Below are 16,564 nucleotides of genomic sequence, written 5' to 3'. Positions count from 1 at the left end.
ACGGAAATTGACACGAAAAAAGCCCGGCCGCGTTTCCGTGGCCGGGCTTTTTTCGGGTTCAAAGGCTGAATCTGGGGTCACGTCAGGCGAAATCAGTTCGCCCGGGCAAAATTACTTTGCCTTGGCAACGATCGATTCGAATGGCTTGTAAGCTTCCTTGGCGAGTTCGGCATAGAGATCGCCGATCTTGGTGGCCTCGGCGACGAACGCCTCATAAGACTGCTTGGCGTAGTCCGACTGGATCTCGATCGCCTTTTCCAGCGACTTGGCTGAAAACAGCTTCTCCACAGTGGCGCTGCCGGTTTCAAAACTCTTCTTGGTGTATTCACCAGCCTCGGTGGCAATCGCCTGCGCGCCCTTGGACAGCGACGCGAAGCTCTTCAATCCGGTGTCGGCGAACTCTTTGCCGTATTTGCTGAAGTCCTCATAGGTCTGGGTCATTTCACGATTCCCTTGACGGTTGAAGCGTCCTTCTTCGGGGCGCCCTTGTGCAATGCAAGATAATATATTGTGCGCCGCACAAAAGTCAAGATTTCGCGGGCTTGCGGGCCCGCCTGCGCAGCCAATGGCTAAAAATCGAATAAAGAGAACCTCAAGCCCGAAGAAAATGGTGAACGCGGCGGTTACCATAAACGGATTGGTAACGCTGCGCCGGTAGCTTGACCGGAAGCGAGGCAGGACCCTTTGCCGCCTCCAACGCAACGAAGAAATCCAAGGGAAGTACCAGTGCGTAAGGCGTTGTTGGGCATCGTTTCCAAATCCACCTCCCCTCTCAAAACGATGATGATCGTCGCCTTGGCGATGACATTCGTTTTTGGCGACGTTGCCTCGTCGCTGGCGGCCAGGCAGGCGGCCATCGTCGTGGATGCCAAGACCGGCAAGGTGCTTTACTCCGCAGATGCCAACGGCAGGCGCTACCCAGCTTCGCTGACCAAGATGATGACGCTGTACCTGACCTTCGAAGCGATGGCGAAGGGCAAGATCAGCAGGAACACGCCAGTGGTGTTTTCCGCCAAGGCCTCCGCCGAGGCGCCGACGAAACTTGGCGTGAAGCCGGGCGGTTCCGTCACGGTCGAGACCGCGATCCTGTCGATCGTCACCAAATCGGCGAACGACTCGGCCACCGCGCTCGGCGAAATGCTCGGCGGCAATGAAACCACTTTTGCCCGCATGATGACCGCCAAGGCGCGTGCATTGGGCATGAACGGCACCGTATTTAGAAACGCCAATGGCCTGCCCAACCCCGGCCAGTTCACCACCGCGCGCGACATGGCGACGCTCGGCATCGCGCTGCGCGAGCATTTTCCGCAGTATTACGGCTATTTCTCGCAGCGCTCCTTTCTCTACGGACGCAAGCGCATCAACGGCCACAACCGCCTGCTTGGACGCATCAAGGGTGTCGACGGCATCAAGACGGGCTACACCCGCGCCTCCGGCTTCAACCTCGTCTCATCGGTTTCCGATGGCAATCGCCGCATCGTCGGCGTGGTCATGGGCGGCACCTCGGGCGGCAGCCGTGACAATCAGATGGCCAACCTGATCAACACCTATCTGCCGAGGGCATCGACTCGCGGTGGTGGCGCTCTGGTCGCCAAGGCCGGTGGCAACAACCCGATCACCGCCCTCGCCAAGGTTCTCCTGCCCAAGCATGACGCTCCGACACCGGACGACAAGCCTGTCATAGCGCAGGACGATGCCATCGTTGCCGACGACGCCACGGTCGCCGAAGACGATACCGCGCAGACCGAGGAAGCAGCTCCCGTCGTCAAGACCAGAAAGGTCAAGACCGTCATCGTTTCAGCCCCCCAGGTCGCGACGGCCCAGGTGGTAGCGGCCTATGCCGAGCCGACGCCGGCGGCTGTCGACCCGGTCAACACCGCGTCGGTGCCGTCGGGCTGGGCCATTCAGGTCGCCTCGTCGCCCAAGCAGTCCGAGGCCCAGGCCTTTCTCGACAAGACCACCAAGCAGGCGCCCAAGGTGCTGGCGGACGCTTCCGGTTTCACTGTCGCCTTCGACAAGGACGGCGTCACCTACTACCGCGCCCGCTTCGGTGGCTTCGGTTCGAAGACCGCCGCCTGGAAGGCCTGTACCGCTTTGAAGAAGAAGAACATCGAGTGCTACGCCGTCCAGCAGTAGGACGGCGTGCAAGCCATCTCCCGGAAAAATTCTGCGTCGAAGGAGACTAGTTGTGATTGGAGAGCAAGACGTCCTTGGCTTCGTTAATCCGCGCCGCCAGGAAAGACGTGCCGCCGACATCGGGGTGCAGGCGCTGCATCAGGCGGCGGTGCGCCTTGCGGACATCCGCCGCGGCGGCCCCCGCTTCAAGACCAAGGACCTTGTAGGCCTCCTCCTTAGTCATGGCGCCCGGACCTGGCGCAACACCCAGCCCTTCGCCACCGTTCGTCTCAGCGTTTTTGCGCCAGACGGGAAATCTGCCGTCAAGATACGTCTCTAGCAGCTGTCGGCTCTCCGGGTCGCTGGAGAGTTCGCGGTAGAGGTGTTGCAATTCCGCCAGCCCCATCGCGCCAAGCATCTTGCCTTCGTGGCGGCCAGCCAGGACCAGTCCTTCGAGGCCGCCGGTATCGTGATCGAGCTCCATTTCCAATGCCGCCGTGCGCACCGTCGAGCGTTTGCCCGGGGCAAGGCCGGCCGGCTGGCCTTTCATTCGCATGGAACCATACCAGGCAATTGCCCCGGTGAGAATCATGCCGCCGATGCCTTCACGGCCGACCACAAGCACGGCGACGCCGACAAGTGCCAGAAGAGCCGGCCCGAGCGTTCGCAGCGTGCTCGCCAGTTTCGCCGGCTCGGCACGCAGAAAGATCGTCACCGCGCCGAGAAGCAGCAGAAGCAACGCTACAAAAGCGATGATTGCGCCCATTATTTTCCGCCGCCCCGCAGATGCTCGATCATCAGCCGGTCTTCCGGCCTGCCCCTGGCTTCGAGCGCCTTCAAACCGCCGGTCGCATACACGGCGACGGCCGAAAGCAGCCCTGCCAAGGTCGCGGCAGCCCGCCGATCAAATCGGAACCAAGCCCCCTTGGAAAGCCGCGCAATCTCTTTGAACGCCTTTTCCGCGCCGGAATCATGGCCTTCCTGAAACACGAAGACAGGAACGCCATGAAGGCCGAGGCTGCCGGCCTTTTCGGCCAGATCATCGATATTCTCTTCCATCGCGTCGCCGATGTAGACCAGCGCATTGACCTTGGCGGCCGCCGTCTGTTTCAACGCATGCGTCAGGACCTTGCCGATCTGGGTGTGGCCGCTACGGCATTCGATCCGCGTCATCAGCTGCTTCAAGGCATTGGTGTCGCTCACGAAAGCCGACGAACGGCACTCTTCGAGACCGCGAAAATAAACCAATTGCACGCTGAGGGTTCCGGCCTTGCCGACGGCGTCGAACATCTGGCCCTGCAGCTCGCAAGCCAGATCCCAGGTCGGCTGGCGGCTCATTGTTGCGTCGAGAGCAAGGATCAGCCTGCCCGAACCGGTCGCCGACGCGGCAAGTGTCCTCGCCTGACGAATGAAGGCGTCGATCTCGCCGGCGTTGGATTGAGGCTTGACCAGCGCAGGACTGGTCCTCGCTGGCACAGGCTGCTTCTTATCACTCATGAAAAACAAGATGTGGCGTTGCCACATCGCTTGCAAGCCCCACATCGGGCGGTGCAAAGGGCCAGGCGGTGATACCACCTGGGGTCAGAGCAGACCGAGATCGGCCAGCTCGCGCCTGAGTTTCGGCGGCATCTCGATCAATCCGGCCTTGCCCTTGCCCAGATCGAGCGGCGCGTCCGCCGGTTTCAGGTAGCGCCAGCCCTGAAAAGCCCGGCGCGGCTGCCAGTCGGTGCGTACAACCTCGGGGTCGAGAATCAGGTGGCAACGGCCTATGCCTTCACTGTCGGTGAACGGCCGGATTTCGGTGATCAACTGGCGGCACTGCACATTGCCTTTGATCACCCAATAGAGCGAACCGCCATCGGTAACCTCGGCGCCGCGCGTCGGCATCATGCGGGTGGTGTGATACTGCTCGACCGGCTCACCGGCGCGCCGCCGCTCGTCGAGGCGGAAGGCGATCCACTCTTCGAGATCCTCGACGCTGTCGCAGCCGACACAGAGTTTTATGAGATTGAGAGACATCGCTTAAGGTTAGTCCCGCACGCGAACGCGTCAACGACCGGATCGACTTCTCCACAGTGGCGGTTTAGGCCAGCCTTCAGCACTCCACGACGTTGACTGCAAGCCCGCCAAGGCTGGTTTCCTTGTACTTCTCGTTCATGTCGAGGCCGGTCTGGCGCATGGTCTCGATCGCCGCATCGAGCGGTACGAAATGGATGCCGTCGCCCTTGATGGCCAGCGACGCGGCCGTCACCGCCTTGACCGCGCCCAGCGCATTGCGCTCGATGCACGGCACCTGAACCAGACCACCAACCGGATCGCAGGTCATGCCTAGATGATGTTCGAGCGCGATCTCGGCGGCATTCTCGACCTGTTCGGGCGTACCGCCCATGACGGCGCACAGGCCGGCCGCCGCCATCGCCGATGCCGACCCGACCTCGCCCTGACAGCCGACCTCGGCGCCCGAGATCGATGCGTTGGTCTTGATGATGCCGCCAACGGCGGCAGCCGTCAGCAGGAAATCACGAATGCTCGGCTGGTCCGCCTCGGGATGGAAATGCAGCCAGTAGCGCAGCACCGCCGGCAGCGTGCCGGCAGCGCCATTGGTCGGCGCGGTGACCACGCGGCCGCCGGCGGCATTTTCCTCGTTCACGGCCATGGCGTAGATCGACAGCCAGTCATTGGCGAGCAAAGGATTGGGCTTGTTCTGCTGCCACTGCTCCTGCAGCTTATCGTGCAGCATGCGGGCACGGCGGCGCACCTTCAGCCCACCCGGCATGATGCCATCCTGCGACAGGCCACGGTCGATGCAGCCCTTCATGGCGCTCCAGATTCCGTCGAGGCCGGCGTCGAGCTCCTCGCGCGTCATCTGCGTCTCCTCGTTGACGCGTTTCATGTCGGCGATGGAAAGACCGCTTTTGCCGGCCATGGCCAGCATCTCGACCGCATTCTTGAATGGATAAGGCACTTTCTTGCCTTCGGTTGTCACCGAACCCTTGGCTTTCATCCGCTGCAGTTCTTCTTCGGAAACCACGAAGCCGCCGCCGATCGAATAATAGATCCGCTTGAGCAGCAGGCGGCCGCCGGCGTCATAGGCGTAGAACGCCATGCCGTTGGCGTGGCCGGTGAGCGGCGTCTTGCGGTCCAGCACCAGATCGGTGGCCGGATCGAAGCGATACGAGGGATGGCCGGGAGGCGAAATGCGCTTTTCGGCGGCGATGCGGCTGGCAATGCCATCGGCCTGGTCGGGATCGACCGTCTGCGGCGTCAGGCCGGCAAGGCCGAGCATGACGGCGCGATCACTGCCGTGGCCAATACCGGTGTAGGCGAGTGACCCGTGCAGGCTTGCGCCAAGCCGGTCAACCTTGACGCCCGCCGGACGCGGCCAGTCATTTCCCGCGACCTCGTCGAGAAACCGCGCAGCGGCGGTCATCGGCCCCATCGTGTGCGAACTCGACGGTCCTATGCCGATCTTGAACAGGTCGAAAACCGAAAGGAACACGCGGCGTTGTCTCCTGGAGTCAGGTCGAGGACTACATATAGGAATTCCCACGATGTTTCCGCTCTTTTGGAAATCGCGGCGCTGCACCCGCCGACCTTGTTTGCTCCGGCAGCGACATTGGTACGATCGCTGTATGCGGACATCGAAGCGATTGCGCTGAATGTGATAAATTCAGTCCATGGGCGATTCCCTCGATCTTTCGACAGCCGATCTCGCGGCGCTGGCCTTCTTCCTCGTCGCGTGGCTGCTGCACACGTTCGCCTCCGACGGCAAGCTGGTCAGCCGCATGTCGCTGACGACGGCGATGAATGCACAGCGGCAAGCCTGGATGCGGACCATGGCCGAGCGCGAGATCCGCATCGTCGACACCGCCATTATGAGCGGGCTGCAGCAAGGCACCGCCTTCTTCGCCTCCAGCTCGCTGATCGCGATCGGCGGCTGCTTTGCCTCGCTCGGCGCGTCCGACCGGGTTCTTGAAGTGCTCAGCGACCTGCCCTTGGGTGGCGCGCCGTCGCGCGCGGCTTTTCAGATAAAGGTGTTCGGACTGGTGCTGATCCTGGCGTTTTCGTTCTTCAAATTCGGCTGGGCGTACCGGCTGTTCAACTATTGCACGATCCTGATCGGCGCCGTGCCGATCCCGCATGGCGAAGCCTCACGCAATCCGGTCACCGAAACGGCGGTGTGGCGTGCGGCGCAAATGAACATGCTGGCCGGAAAGCACTTCAACTCCGGCCTGCGCGGGGTGTTCTTCTCGATCGGTTATCTCGGCTGGTTCGTCGACCCCATGGTGTTCGTGTTGTCGACGCTGTTGCTGCTGGCCGTTCTGGTGCGGCGCCAGTTCTTCTCGGCCGCCAGGCAGGCGGTGATCGGTCAGCCGCCTGGAAAAGGCTGATCGATCCGGCCAGACAGCCAATAGGCAAAAAGCCCGATCCATTCGCGGATGGCCATGGTGGTGGCCTGCAGTGAGTCGGCCGGATTATCGCGGAACAGCCCGATGCCTTCTTTGCCCGAGGTGCGATAGTCGACCGGCCAGGGAACGGTGGCGAAGCCAGCCTTGTCGAACAGCGCCTTGGCGCGCGGCATATGGAAGGCTGAGGTCACGAGCAGCCAGGTCTCGCCGGGCTTCGGCGTGACCAACTCCTTGGTGAAGACCGCGTTCTCATAGGTGTTGCGGGATTTGTTCTCCAGGATCAGACGATCGGCGGCCACGCCAAGCGCGGTGAGCAGGCGCGGCGCGGTTGCGGCATCGCCCTCGCCATCGAGAAACAACGCGCCGGTGCCGCCGGAGACGACCACCTTGGCGGTGGGAAAGCGCCGGGCCAGAACTGCGGTCTCGACCATCCGATCGCCGCTGCTGTTCAACTCATAGCCGCCGCGCGCCAGATTGATGGCGCCCTCAAAGCCGCCGCCGAGCACGACGATGCCGTCGACCTTTGCCGGCAGCGGCGGGCGCGCGAAGCGCTCTTCCAGCGGATTGAGCATCATGGCGCCGAGCGACGTCCACGCCAACAACGCAAGGACCAGAAATGCCAGCACGCTGCCGGTGGCCGCCAGCCGCCGGCGCCCTATCATGGCCGCGAGCAATCCCGCCAGCAGCAGGAAGATCGCCAGGTTCAGCGGCTGGATGAAGAACCAGAATATCTTGGACAGGTAGAAGAACATCGCTCACCCCATTGCAGCGCCGCGCGGGCGTGGGCGCTCAAAGGACGCTAACACTTTGATTTGCGCAGCATCCTTCCGAAAATCGATTCCGACTTTCAGGGCATCCGCTAGACGAGCGACGTCCCTACCACCACTTCTCCGGCTGGAACGTGCCTGCGGCCTGCTCGATGACGGCGGCGGTCTGGAACAGGGTTTCCTCGTCGAACGGCCGACCGATCAGCTGCAGCCCGAGCGGCAGGCCCTTGGCGTCGAGCCCGGCGGGCACGGCGATGCCCGGCAGGCCGGCCATGTTCACGGTGACGGTGAAGATGTCGTTGAGGTACATCTTGACCGGATCGGCAGCCATGTCCTCATCGGCGACGCCGAAGGCGGCGGACGGCGTTGCCGGGGTCAGGATGACATCGACGCCGGCGGCGAAGACCGTCTCGAAATCCCGCTTGATCAGATTGCGCACCTTCTGCGCCTGCAGATAGTAGGCGTCGTAGTAGCCGGCCGACAGCACATAGGTGCCGATCATGATGCGGCGCTTGACCTCGCGGCCGAAACCGGCGGCGCGGGTCTTCTCATACATGTCGACGATATCCTTGCCCGGCACGCGCAAGCCGTAGCGGACGCCATCATAGCGGGCGAGGTTGGACGAAGCCTCGGCGGGCGCCACGATGTAATAGGCGGGCAGCGCGTATTTGGTGTGCGGGAGGGAAATGTCGACAATCTCGGCGCCGGCGTCCTTCAGCCAGGCAATGCCCTTCTGCCACAGCGCCTCGATCTCTTCGGGCATGCCGTCGACGCGGTATTCCCTGGGAATGCCGACCTTCATGCCCTTGATCGGCTTGCCGATCGCGGCCTCATAGTCCGGCACCGGCCGGTCGACCGACGTCGTGTCCTTCGGATCGACCGAGGCCATCGACTGCAACAGGATCGCGGCATCGCGTACGTCGCGCGCGATCGGGCCGGCCTGATCGAGCGACGAGGCGAACGCGACGATACCCCAGCGCGAGCAGCGGCCATAGGTCGGCTTGATGCCGACCGTCCCGGTGAAGGCGGCCGGCTGGCGGATCGAGCCGCCAGTATCCGTCGCGGTCGCGCCGGCGCACAGGAAGGCGGAGACTGCCGTGGCCGACCCGCCAGAAGAGCCACCCGGCACCAACTGCGCATTGTCCAGGCTGCGCACGGTCCTCGTGCCGCCGGCCGAGACGAAGCCGCCGTCGCCCTGATGCGTCGTCGGCATCACCGCAGTATCGAGGCGCGAGCGCCGCCACGGATTGATGACCGGACCATAGTAGGACGTCTCGTTGGACGAACCCATGGCGAACTCGTCCATGTTGAGCTTGCCGAGCATAACGGCGCCGTCGGCCCACAGATTTGACGTAACGGTCGATTCGTAGCGCGGCTTGAACCCGTCGAGCACATGGCTGCAAGCCTGCGTGTGGACGCCTTCGGTGCCGAACAGGTCCTTGATCCCCAACGGAATGCCTTCCAGCGCACCGCCCTCGCCCTTGACCAGCCTGGCGTCGGACGCCTTGGCCATGTCGCGCGCCTTGTCGCCGGTCACGGCGACATAGGCATTGAGCGCCGGATTGGCGCGCTCGATAGCGCCGAGATAGGCCTCGGTGATCTCGGTCGCGGTGATTTCCTTGCCGCGCAGCTTGGCGCGGGCCTGTGAAATCGTCAGCTGGGTCAGGTCGCTCATCAAAGGCTCTTTTCGTAAAACACCGACCACTCAGAATCGGGATAATCCAGCACCGGGCCGCAACGCGAAAACCCGGCGCGTTCGTAGACTGTCCACGCCGCGGGATGACGATCGCCCGTCTCCAGCACCAGTCGCTTCAGTCCCTCGTTGCGCGCCAGCGCCTCGACCCGCTCGACGATTTTCGCGCCGATCTTCTGGCCGCGATGCGACGGCCTGATATACATGCGCTTGACCTCGCCAATGGCGCCGTCATGACGCTTCAGCGCGCCGCAGCCAATGGCCAGGCCTTTATCTCGGGCGATGAAAACCGTCGTGTCCTGACCGGCCATCTGCTCAACCGTCAAATGGTAGCAATGCTCCGGCGGCGTCAGTTCGAGCAAGGTCTCGTTGAGTTCGGTGACCAGCCCGCGCAGGTCGTCCTGGAGCGGCGTCTCAATGGCGATCTCGATTGCCATCGGCGGACTTACTCCACGACCTTCGGCACGAGGAAGAAATTCTCTTCGGTCGCCGGCGCGTTGACGACGATGTCGGCCGCCTTGCCGCCGTCGGTGACGACATCGCTGCGCTTCTTCATGTCCATCGGCGTCACCGAGGTCATTGGCTCGACACCGGAAACATCGACCTCGTTCAGCTGCTCGACGAAGCCCAGAATGGCGTTCAGCTCGCCGGTCATCCGTTCGGCATCCTCTTCGCTCACCGCGATGCGGGCGAGATGCGCGACGCGCTTCACTGTCTGAAGATCTACGGACATGTTTTTGCCTCGGGGAAAACCAGTTCGGGCTATAGCGGCGCCGCGCGCGCTGCGCAACATGCATCGTGCGAGAGACCAGGCTGTGCCGACGGCCCGCTCATCGGCTCAGAATACGTCTATGGCAGGGCAACGCCTTCGCACAGATAGTAGCTGCCGCTGTTGCCGCTTGCTTCGCTTTCGTCGTCGACGGGCCGAACCGACACGAGATCGATCTGCTTCGCGTTCATTTGCGTCACCGAGAGAACGTCGGGAAAGACATAACCCGGTTCCTGGCAGATGGCCGTCACCGCCCAGCTCGGCGAAGCCGTCGCCTTGCTGATCTGCAGAAACTCGCAATTGTATTCGACGCTTTGCAGGCCGTATGCCGAAAGCACGATGTTGCCGGCGTCGATCAGCGTTTGCAGCGTGTCCTTCTTGGCCTGTTTGCAAAGCTCCTCGGACTGAAGGTAGACGCCTTCGATGAAATCATCCGCGGCGAGCGCGGGCGACGCCGCGACCAGTATGGAAACGCAAAAAGATTGCCTCAAAGCCATGGTTTTATTCCATTTTGGCTGCTTCTAAATCGTAATCGTCTCGCCAATCTTGGGCAAAGCCACCTTGATGCCGGATCCTTCCAGGCCGGCCTCGAACTTGTCGGCGGTCGGGTCGATCATCGGAAAGGTGCCGAAGTGACAGGGAACCACGGTGTCGAACTTGAAGAAGCGCCGGCAGGCAAGTGCGGCCACCGCGCCTCCCATGGTGAAGCGGTCGCCGATCGGCACAATGCCGATCTTCGGCTCGTGCAACTCGTTGATCAGCGCCATGTCGGAAAAGATGTCGGTGTCGCCCATGTGGTAGAGCGTCTTGTCTTCCGGGAAATGCAGGACGAGGCCGCCCGGATTGCCGAGATAGGTGTTCTGGCCACCTTCGCCGGGGAACGAGGATGAATGCAGCGCCTGGACGAAAGTGGTGGTGAAGCCGCCGCAATCGACGGTGCCGCCGATGTTGCCCGGGTTGATCTTCTTGTCGCTGGCGCCCTTGCCGACCAGGTACATGCAGATCTCGAAATTGGCGACTAGCTGGGCGCCGCTTTTGCCAAGCACTTCCAGCGCGCCGCTGATGTGGTCGCTGTGGCCATGCGTCAGCAGTACATGCGTGATTCCCTCCGCCGGTCCCTCCCAGCCGCCCTTCCAGGACGGATTGCCGATCAGATAAGGATCGATGAGGATCTTGGCATCAGCGGTCTCGATGCGAAAGGCCGAGTGGCCGTACCAGGTCAGTTTCATGAATGCATTCCTCGATTTTTATCTTGCCAAAGGATAGAACGCCGACGGCCCCGAGATCAAAGGGTTACTGTGTCCACCACGCGTTTGACAAAACACGTGGTGGTGAAATGCGAAGGACGGCCGGTGGGCATTATCACGATCGAGGAATTGCCGGCGCGGCTGACCGGCGGCAAGACGCTGGCGGGACTTGACCTCGGCGACAAGACGATCGGCGTCGCGGTCTCGGACCAGAGATTTTCCTTCGCCCATCCGCGCCCGGTCATCATGCGAAGGAAATTCTCGCTCGATGCGGCGGTGCTGCTCGCCTTGCTGCATAAGGAGAATGCCGGCGCGGTGGTGATTGGGCTGCCGATCAACATGGACGGTTCGGAAGGTCCGCGTGCGCAGAAATCGCGCGCCTTCGTTCGCAACATGGCCCAGATGAGCGACCTGCCCTTCGTGCTCTGGGATGAGAGACTATCGACGGTCGCGGCCGAAAGGACGCTGATCGAGATGGATTTCTCGCGCCGCAAGCGCGCCGGCAAGATCGATTCGGCGGCAGCCGCGTTTATTCTGCAGGGAGTTTTGGACCGGCTTCAGTCGCTCCACGCATCCGCTCGAACGGAACCGGACCCGCCCACCGCTGTTTGACCCAGCCGGCGATTTCGCGGCGACGGCGGAAAGCCCAAAGCGCCATCAGCAGCAACCCGTCGAAGACGCACGTCTTCGCCACCATGCCGGGAATGATCGCCGGATCGATGCCGAGCATCTGACCATAGAGCTGGAAGAAGAAGTCGTGCATCTGTCGGCTGAGCATCGTGTAGCCGAAATTGATGTCATTGGCCGACAGATAGAACCAGCCCCAGAAAATCGCCATCGGCGCCGCCCAGAACCCGAAGATGTAACGCATCAGCGGCCTCCCCTGTGATTGGAGCCGGTCTTGGAGACCGTTCGGCCTGATATGAGTGAGAGCAGCGAATTGTGAGCCGCGGCTTTTGCCATGTCATGCGCGACGGCATGGATCTCGCTTTCGCCGGAAGCCGCTGCCGCAACCACGGACCGCCGCTCGGCAAGCATGGCGACGTAGGACGCCAGAAGTGCCGTCAGCTGCACGGCAACTGCCATGAACAGCCCGTTGATGCCTTGCGCGGCACCTCCGATGACGATCAGCGACAACATGCCGGACGCGCTGATGAAGGCGATGCGGGCGACGCTGTCGGCGCCGGGACTGGTCGCGTCGTTGACCAGGGCTTCGACAAAGGCCCAGAAAAACAGAACCGCGACGACAAGCAATGCGGTGGCGAGCGGCGCCACGACAACGAAATTGTCGAGGTCGACGAAGCGGGTACCCTCGATTGTGGTGCCCAGCACGCCGAGTCCCGCCGCCACACCGCGGTTTCCGTCGATGCAGATGAGCGCAAGCAGGGCGAAAACAATCGCCCAGTGCAAGGCCAGAAAAGAGGTCAGTACCTGTCGCATCGGTGTTCCTGCTTCGCAAAGCAAGAGACGGCCAATCTGAACCATTCCCTGCTCGCGCCGGGACAGTGGGCCTTGCCGTCCGCCATCGCAACGGAAACCATTTGTTAAGGTTAACGGTGATCAGCCATACGCGTGAGGATGCCCGCCAACGCGTCAAAACTGTGGATGGCGCCGGTTTTTGCGATGCTCGCCGCTCAGTTCACCGGCGGATAGAGCGTGTCGATGATCATGCGTGCATCGTGGCGCGAGTCGACCATGCCATAGGTGTTGCGCCATTGGCCGGCCAAACGCGTCTCGACGAAAGCGTCGGCGATCCGCCCGGCCCCCAAACGGCGCAATTCCGCCGCCGCAGCCGACAGTGCCAGCTGCTCGGTCAGCAGCCGGGCCGAACCTTCGTCGGTTGAAGCAACCTGCATCGCCGCCTTCAGAACGCCGATCGTGCCGCGTCCGCCGGCGCCGAGATCACGGTCGATGCCGGCCAGCACATCCTCGAACAGGCCGGGCGCACGGCCGAGCACGCGCAGCACATCAAGCGCCATGACATTGCCCGAGCCTTCCCAGATCGCGTTGACCGGGGCCTCGCGATAGTAGCGGGCGAGTGGCGCCTCCTCGACGTAGCCGTTGCCGCCGAGGCACTCCATCGCCTCATAGAGCAGCGGGGGCGCGATCTTGCAGACCCAGTATTTGACGACCGGCGTCATGGCCCGGGCAAACGCCGCCTCGCCGCGATCGCTGGCCGCCTCGTCGAAGGAGCGCGCCAACCGGAACGACAGCGCGGTGGCGGCGGCGACGTCGAGCGCCATGTCGGCCAGAACGCGCTGCATCAACGGCTGCTCGATCAGGGTCGAACCGAACACCTGGCGATGGCGGGCGTGGTGAACGGCCTCGGCGAGGCCCGCGCGCATGATCGCCGACGAGGCGATGGCACAATCGAGCCGGGTCAGGGTGACCATGTCCATGATCGTCTTCACACCGGCACCGGGTTCGCCGACCATCTCGCCGATGGCATTGACGAATTCGACTTCGGAGGAGGCGTTGGAACGGTTGCCGAGCTTGTCCTTCAGTCGCTGAAAGCGGAAGCCGTTGCCCGAACCATCACCGAGAACCCGCGGCACGAGGAAGCACGACAGCCCCTCCGGCGCCTGCGCCAGCACCAGGAACGCATCCGACATCGGCGCCGACATGAACCATTTGTGCCCCGTCAGACGATAAAAACCGCTGCCGGCGCGTTCCGCCCTCGTCACATTGGCGCGCACATCGGTGCCGCCCTGCTTCTCGGTCATGCCCATGCCGAGCGTCAGCCCGGTCTTCTCGACCGGCGGTTTCTGGCTCTGGTCGTATTTGCGCGTCGTCACGCGCGGCGCCCATTCGCGAAACAGTTTCGGGCTGGCCATCAAGGCCGCCAGCGAAGCGTTGGTCATGGTGATGGGGCACAGATGCCCGGTCTCCAGCTCCGCCGTCAGATAAAACCGGGCGGCACGGACTTGATGGCGGCGGCCGATCTCGGTGTCGCCGTTCTCCCACACCGAGGAATGCAGCCCGTTGGCCACAGAGCGGCGCATCAAGGCGTGATAGGCGGGATGGAACTCGACCACGTCGATGCGCCGTCCCTGGCGATCATGCGTCCTGAGCTTCGGCGTCTCGACATTGGCGAGGCGCGCCAGTTCCTGCGCCTCCTGCGTCAGCACGAAGCGGCCGAGACCGTCGAGATCTTTGCGCACCGGATCGGAAAAACGCTCCGCGAGCTGGATCAGCAACGGATCGCCCCGCCAGGCGTTGCCGCCCGTCAGCGGCGGCGGCTGGTTCGTCACGTCGTCGGTCACGCCCAATCCTTCTATCGTCAGAAAGCCACGAATCCGAGGCTGTCGGCTAGATATAGCCAAGCCATGCAGCGCGCGCGATGAAAATACCGGCCGATACAATCGGCCATCTATACCAAAAAATTGAGGAGAACGGCTGCAATGCAAAGCTGGCGCTTGCAGCCGCAAAGTCTCCACCCTATAGCAGCGCCTTGAGATGACCGACGCTTCGTCCCCCTATCCTCATCGCCATCTTCTGGGCATCCGCGACCTTTCCCCCGCCGACATCGAGCTATTGCTCGACAGGGCGGACCGAGCGGTCGCGATCTCGCGGCAGTCCGAGAAGAAAACCTCGACGCTGCGCGGCCGCACACAGATCAACCTCTTTTATGAAGCCTCGACGCGCACGCAGTCGTCGTTCGAGTTGGCCGGAAAGCGGCTCGGCGCCGATGTGATGAACATGTCGGTTGCGAGTTCTTCGGTGAAGAAGGGCGAAACGCTCATCGATACGGCGATGACGCTGAATGCGATGCGGCCCGACATATTGATCATCCGTCACCAATCGGCCGGTGCGGCCGCGCTTCTGGCGCAGAAGGTCGGCTGCTCCGTCGTCAATGCCGGCGACGGCGCGCATGAACACCCGACACAGGCGCTGCTCGATGCGCTGACCATTCGTCGCGCCAAGGGCCCGCTGTCGAAGCTCATCGTGGCAATCTGCGGCGACATCCTGCATTCGCGCGTGGCACGTTCCAACATCATGCTGCTCAACGCGCTCGGCGCGCAGGTGCGCGTCGTCGCACCGTCGACGCTTCTGCCCACCGGCATCGAGAAGATGGGCGTCATCGTCACCCGCTCGATGGCCGAGGGCCTCAAGGACGCCGATGTGGTGATGATGCTGCGCCTGCAGCGCGAGCGCATGGAAGGCGCGTTCGTGCCTTCGGTGCGCGAGTATTTCCGCTATTTCGGCCTCGATGCGGAAAAACTGAAGGCGGCCAAGGGCGATGCGCTGGTGATGCACCCCGGGCCGATGAACCGCGGCGTCGAGATCGCCTCGGAAATCGCCGACGGTCCGCAGAGCGTCATCCAGGAACAGGTCGAAATGGGCGTCGCCGTGCGCATGGCCGTCATGGAAGCGCTGCTTGACCCGCGCCGCAATCATGAAGGCCGCGGCGCATGAGCATAACGGTCTTCGAGCGCGTCCGCATTATCGACCCGTCGCGCGGCATCGACGAAGTCGGCGCCGTCGTCGTCGACGGCCGCAAGATCGTTGCCGCCGGCAGGGCGGCGCTAAACCAGGGCGCGCCCGAGGGCGCCACCGTTGCCGACTGCGCCGGCAAGGCGATCATTCCAGGCCTGATCGACGGCCGCGTCTTCATCGGCGAACCGGGCGGCGAGCATCGCGAAACCATCGCGTCGGCAAGTGTCGCGGCGGCGGCCGGCGGCGTCACCTCCATCGTCATGATGCCCGACACCGACCCGGTGATCGACAATGTGGCGCTGGTCGAGTTCGTGCTGCGCACCGCCAAGGACACGGCCATCGTCAACGTCTTTCCTGCTGCGGCGATCACCAAGGGCCTCGACGGGCGCGAAATGACCGAGTTCGGCCTGCTGCGCGAAGCAGGCGCCGTCGCCTTCACCGATGGCCGCCACACCATATCGAGCGCGCTGGTGATGCGCCGCGCGCTGACCTATGCGCGCGACTTCGGCGCCACCATCGTGCATGAGACGCAGGATGCGGACCTGGGTTCATCCGGCGTGATGAATGAAGGCCTCTACGCCAGCTGGCTCGGCCTCTCCGGCATTCCGCGCGAAGCCGAATCCATCCCGCTGGAACGCGACTTGGCCTTGGCCCGGCTGACACGCGGCTCGTACCATGCAGCAAAGATCTCGACGGCAATGGCGGCAAACGCCATAACGCGTGCGAAAGCCGACGGGGCGACGGTGACGTCAGGCGTGGCGATCCACAATCTGTCGCTGAATGAAAACGATGTCGGCGAATACCGCACCTTCTTCCGCCTGACGCCGCCATTGCGCGCCGAGGAAGACCGGTTGGCGATGATCGAAGCGGTCAGGGACGGCACGATCGACATCATCGTCTCCTCGCATGATCCGCAGGATGTCGACACCAAGCGCCTGCCCTTCGCCGATGCGGCGGCCGGCGCCATCGGGTTGGAGACGCTGCTGGGCGCCGCACTGCGGCTCTACCACAATGGCGATGTGCCGTTGCTCCGGCTGATCGAAACCCTGTCCACCGCTCCCGCAAAACTGTTCGGCCTGCCCGGCGGCACGCTGAAGCCGGGCGCCGTCGCCGATCTTGCGCTTGTC

19 protein-coding genes are annotated in these 16,564 nt (G+C 63.1%); 5 read left to right on the top strand and 14 right to left on the bottom strand.

The annotated features are described in order from the left end of the window. Positions 1-111 precede the first annotated feature (111 nt). On the bottom strand, positions 112-441 hold the full coding sequence (locus EOB80_RS08655) for a phasin family protein (protein ID WP_013531776.1): 330 nt from the start codon (positions 439-441) through the stop codon (positions 112-114). 285 nt (positions 442-726) lie between these two features. Here EOB80_RS08655 and EOB80_RS08650 point away from each other — a divergent pair, with 285 nt between their 5' ends. Beyond that, positions 727-2,136, top strand: coding sequence for a D-alanyl-D-alanine carboxypeptidase (locus EOB80_RS08650; protein WP_127327341.1), 1,410 nt, complete (start codon positions 727-729; stop codon positions 2,134-2,136). 46 nt (positions 2,137-2,182) lie between these two features. Here EOB80_RS08650 and EOB80_RS08645 read toward each other — a convergent pair whose 3' ends face one another. The 4 genes from EOB80_RS08645 to EOB80_RS08630 form a co-directional block, all read right to left on the bottom strand. Further along, positions 2,183-2,881: a DnaJ domain-containing protein gene (locus tag EOB80_RS08645; protein ID WP_127327340.1), complete on the bottom strand. Its 699-nt coding sequence runs from the start codon at positions 2,879-2,881 to the stop codon at positions 2,183-2,185. Beyond that, positions 2,881-3,612 (bottom strand): VWA domain-containing protein, encoded by a 732-nt coding sequence (locus tag EOB80_RS08640; protein WP_164762558.1) that lies wholly within the window; start codon positions 3,610-3,612, stop codon positions 2,881-2,883. The genes EOB80_RS08645 and EOB80_RS08640 overlap by 1 nt, the downstream gene beginning before the upstream one ends. 84 nt (positions 3,613-3,696) lie before the next feature. Next, positions 3,697-4,134, bottom strand: a complete 438-nt coding sequence (locus EOB80_RS08635; RefSeq protein WP_013531780.1) for a DUF1489 family protein — start codon at positions 4,132-4,134, stop codon at positions 3,697-3,699. Positions 4,135-4,210: 76 nt separating this feature from the next. After that, entirely contained in the window at positions 4,211-5,614 is a 1,404-nt protein-coding gene (locus EOB80_RS08630) for an L-serine ammonia-lyase (protein ID WP_127269560.1), read from the bottom strand. Between the two features lie 178 nt (positions 5,615-5,792). Between EOB80_RS08630 and EOB80_RS08625 the strand changes: the two genes are divergently transcribed. Then, positions 5,793-6,506, top strand: a complete 714-nt coding sequence (locus tag EOB80_RS08625; RefSeq protein ID WP_127327338.1) for a DUF599 domain-containing protein — start codon at positions 5,793-5,795, stop codon at positions 6,504-6,506. Here the strand turns inward: EOB80_RS08625 and EOB80_RS08620 are convergent. The 6 genes from EOB80_RS08620 to EOB80_RS08595 form a co-directional block, all read right to left on the bottom strand. Continuing rightward, positions 6,485-7,276, bottom strand: coding sequence for a YdcF family protein (locus EOB80_RS08620; RefSeq protein WP_127327337.1), 792 nt, complete (start codon positions 7,274-7,276; stop codon positions 6,485-6,487). The genes EOB80_RS08625 and EOB80_RS08620 overlap by 22 nt on opposite strands. 124 nt (positions 7,277-7,400) lie before the next feature. Next, on the bottom strand, positions 7,401-8,966 hold the full coding sequence (locus EOB80_RS08615; protein WP_127321155.1) for an amidase family protein: 1,566 nt from the start codon (positions 8,964-8,966) through the stop codon (positions 7,401-7,403). Beyond that, on the bottom strand, positions 8,966-9,421 hold the full coding sequence (locus EOB80_RS08610; RefSeq protein ID WP_127271852.1) for a GNAT family N-acetyltransferase: 456 nt from the start codon (positions 9,419-9,421) through the stop codon (positions 8,966-8,968). The genes EOB80_RS08615 and EOB80_RS08610 overlap by 1 nt, the downstream gene beginning before the upstream one ends. A gap of 8 nt (positions 9,422-9,429) precedes the next feature. Continuing rightward, entirely contained in the window at positions 9,430-9,717 is a 288-nt protein-coding gene (gene gatC, locus EOB80_RS08605) for an Asp-tRNA(Asn)/Glu-tRNA(Gln) amidotransferase subunit GatC (RefSeq protein ID WP_127272494.1), read from the bottom strand. A 116-nt stretch (positions 9,718-9,833) separates the two neighbouring features. After that, the gene (locus tag EOB80_RS08600; protein WP_127321156.1) at positions 9,834-10,250 is read right to left on the bottom strand and encodes a hypothetical protein; all 417 of its coding nucleotides are present in this window, start codon (positions 10,248-10,250) and stop codon (positions 9,834-9,836) included. A 24-nt stretch (positions 10,251-10,274) separates the two neighbouring features. Next, complete coding sequence (locus tag EOB80_RS08595) at positions 10,275-10,982, bottom strand: metal-dependent hydrolase (RefSeq protein ID WP_127321157.1); 708 nt, start codon at positions 10,980-10,982, stop codon at positions 10,275-10,277. A gap of 123 nt (positions 10,983-11,105) precedes the next feature. On the opposite strand from EOB80_RS08595, the gene ruvX reads away from it, so the two are divergent. Then, the gene (gene ruvX / locus EOB80_RS08590; RefSeq protein ID WP_127321158.1) at positions 11,106-11,612 is read left to right on the top strand and encodes a Holliday junction resolvase RuvX; all 507 of its coding nucleotides are present in this window, start codon (positions 11,106-11,108) and stop codon (positions 11,610-11,612) included. On the opposite strand, the gene EOB80_RS08585 is transcribed toward ruvX, so the two are convergent. The 3 genes from EOB80_RS08585 to EOB80_RS08575 form a co-directional block, all read right to left on the bottom strand. After that, positions 11,530-11,871: a DUF6105 family protein gene (locus EOB80_RS08585; protein ID WP_127272493.1), complete on the bottom strand. Its 342-nt coding sequence runs from the start codon at positions 11,869-11,871 to the stop codon at positions 11,530-11,532. The genes ruvX and EOB80_RS08585 overlap by 83 nt on opposite strands. Next, entirely contained in the window at positions 11,871-12,440 is a 570-nt protein-coding gene (locus EOB80_RS08580) for a hypothetical protein (RefSeq protein WP_127327336.1), read from the bottom strand. The genes EOB80_RS08585 and EOB80_RS08580 overlap by 1 nt, the downstream gene beginning before the upstream one ends. A gap of 194 nt (positions 12,441-12,634) precedes the next feature. Further along, positions 12,635-14,263, bottom strand: a complete 1,629-nt coding sequence (locus EOB80_RS08575) for a DNA alkylation response protein (protein ID WP_127327335.1) — start codon at positions 14,261-14,263, stop codon at positions 12,635-12,637. Between the two features lie 193 nt (positions 14,264-14,456). Here EOB80_RS08575 and EOB80_RS08570 point away from each other — a divergent pair, with 193 nt between their 5' ends. Both EOB80_RS08570 and EOB80_RS08565 read left to right on the top strand, forming a co-directional pair. Continuing rightward, entirely contained in the window at positions 14,457-15,416 is a 960-nt protein-coding gene (locus EOB80_RS08570) for an aspartate carbamoyltransferase catalytic subunit (RefSeq protein ID WP_127327334.1), read from the top strand. Next, a partial coding sequence (locus EOB80_RS08565; protein WP_245466295.1) for a dihydroorotase occupies positions 15,413-16,564 on the top strand: 1,152 nt, incomplete at its 3' end. The genes EOB80_RS08570 and EOB80_RS08565, both read left to right, overlap by 4 nt.

It is taken from the genome of Mesorhizobium sp. M7A.F.Ca.MR.245.00.0.0 (assembly GCF_003997415.1).
In the GTDB taxonomy this organism is placed as follows: Bacteria; Pseudomonadota; Alphaproteobacteria; order Rhizobiales; family Rhizobiaceae; genus Mesorhizobium.
This window is presented reverse-complemented; position numbering and strand designations above follow the sequence as displayed.

Bases quoted from the DNA above. Each gene is read 5' to 3' on its own strand.
- EOB80_RS08655 (WP_013531776.1), bottom strand. From the start codon at position 441: ATGACCCAGACCTATGAGGACTTCAGCAAATACGGCAAAGAGTTCGCC.
- EOB80_RS08645 (WP_127327340.1), bottom strand. From the start codon at position 2,881: ATGGGCGCAATCATCGCTTTTGTAGCGTTGCTTCTGCTGCTTCTCGGC.
- EOB80_RS08640 (WP_164762558.1), bottom strand. From the start codon at position 3,612: ATGAGTGATAAGAAGCAGCCTGTGCCAGCGAGGACCAGTCCTGCGCTG.
- EOB80_RS08635 (WP_013531780.1), bottom strand. From the start codon at position 4,134: ATGTCTCTCAATCTCATAAAACTCTGTGTCGGCTGCGACAGCGTCGAG.
- EOB80_RS08625 (WP_127327338.1), top strand. From the start codon at position 5,793: ATGGGCGATTCCCTCGATCTTTCGACAGCCGATCTCGCGGCGCTGGCC.
- EOB80_RS08620 (WP_127327337.1), bottom strand. From the start codon at position 7,276: ATGTTCTTCTACCTGTCCAAGATATTCTGGTTCTTCATCCAGCCGCTG.
- EOB80_RS08615 (WP_127321155.1), bottom strand. From the start codon at position 8,966: ATGAGCGACCTGACCCAGCTGACGATTTCACAGGCCCGCGCCAAGCTG.
- EOB80_RS08610 (WP_127271852.1), bottom strand. From the start codon at position 9,421: ATGGCAATCGAGATCGCCATTGAGACGCCGCTCCAGGACGACCTGCGC.
- gatC (WP_127272494.1), bottom strand. From the start codon at position 9,717: ATGTCCGTAGATCTTCAGACAGTGAAGCGCGTCGCGCATCTCGCCCGC.
- EOB80_RS08600 (WP_127321156.1), bottom strand. From the start codon at position 10,250: ATGGCTTTGAGGCAATCTTTTTGCGTTTCCATACTGGTCGCGGCGTCG.
- EOB80_RS08595 (WP_127321157.1), bottom strand. From the start codon at position 10,982: ATGAAACTGACCTGGTACGGCCACTCGGCCTTTCGCATCGAGACCGCT.
- EOB80_RS08585 (WP_127272493.1), bottom strand. From the start codon at position 11,871: ATGCGTTACATCTTCGGGTTCTGGGCGGCGCCGATGGCGATTTTCTGG.
- EOB80_RS08580 (WP_127327336.1), bottom strand. From the start codon at position 12,440: ATGCGACAGGTACTGACCTCTTTTCTGGCCTTGCACTGGGCGATTGTT.
- EOB80_RS08570 (WP_127327334.1), top strand. From the start codon at position 14,457: ATGACCGACGCTTCGTCCCCCTATCCTCATCGCCATCTTCTGGGCATC.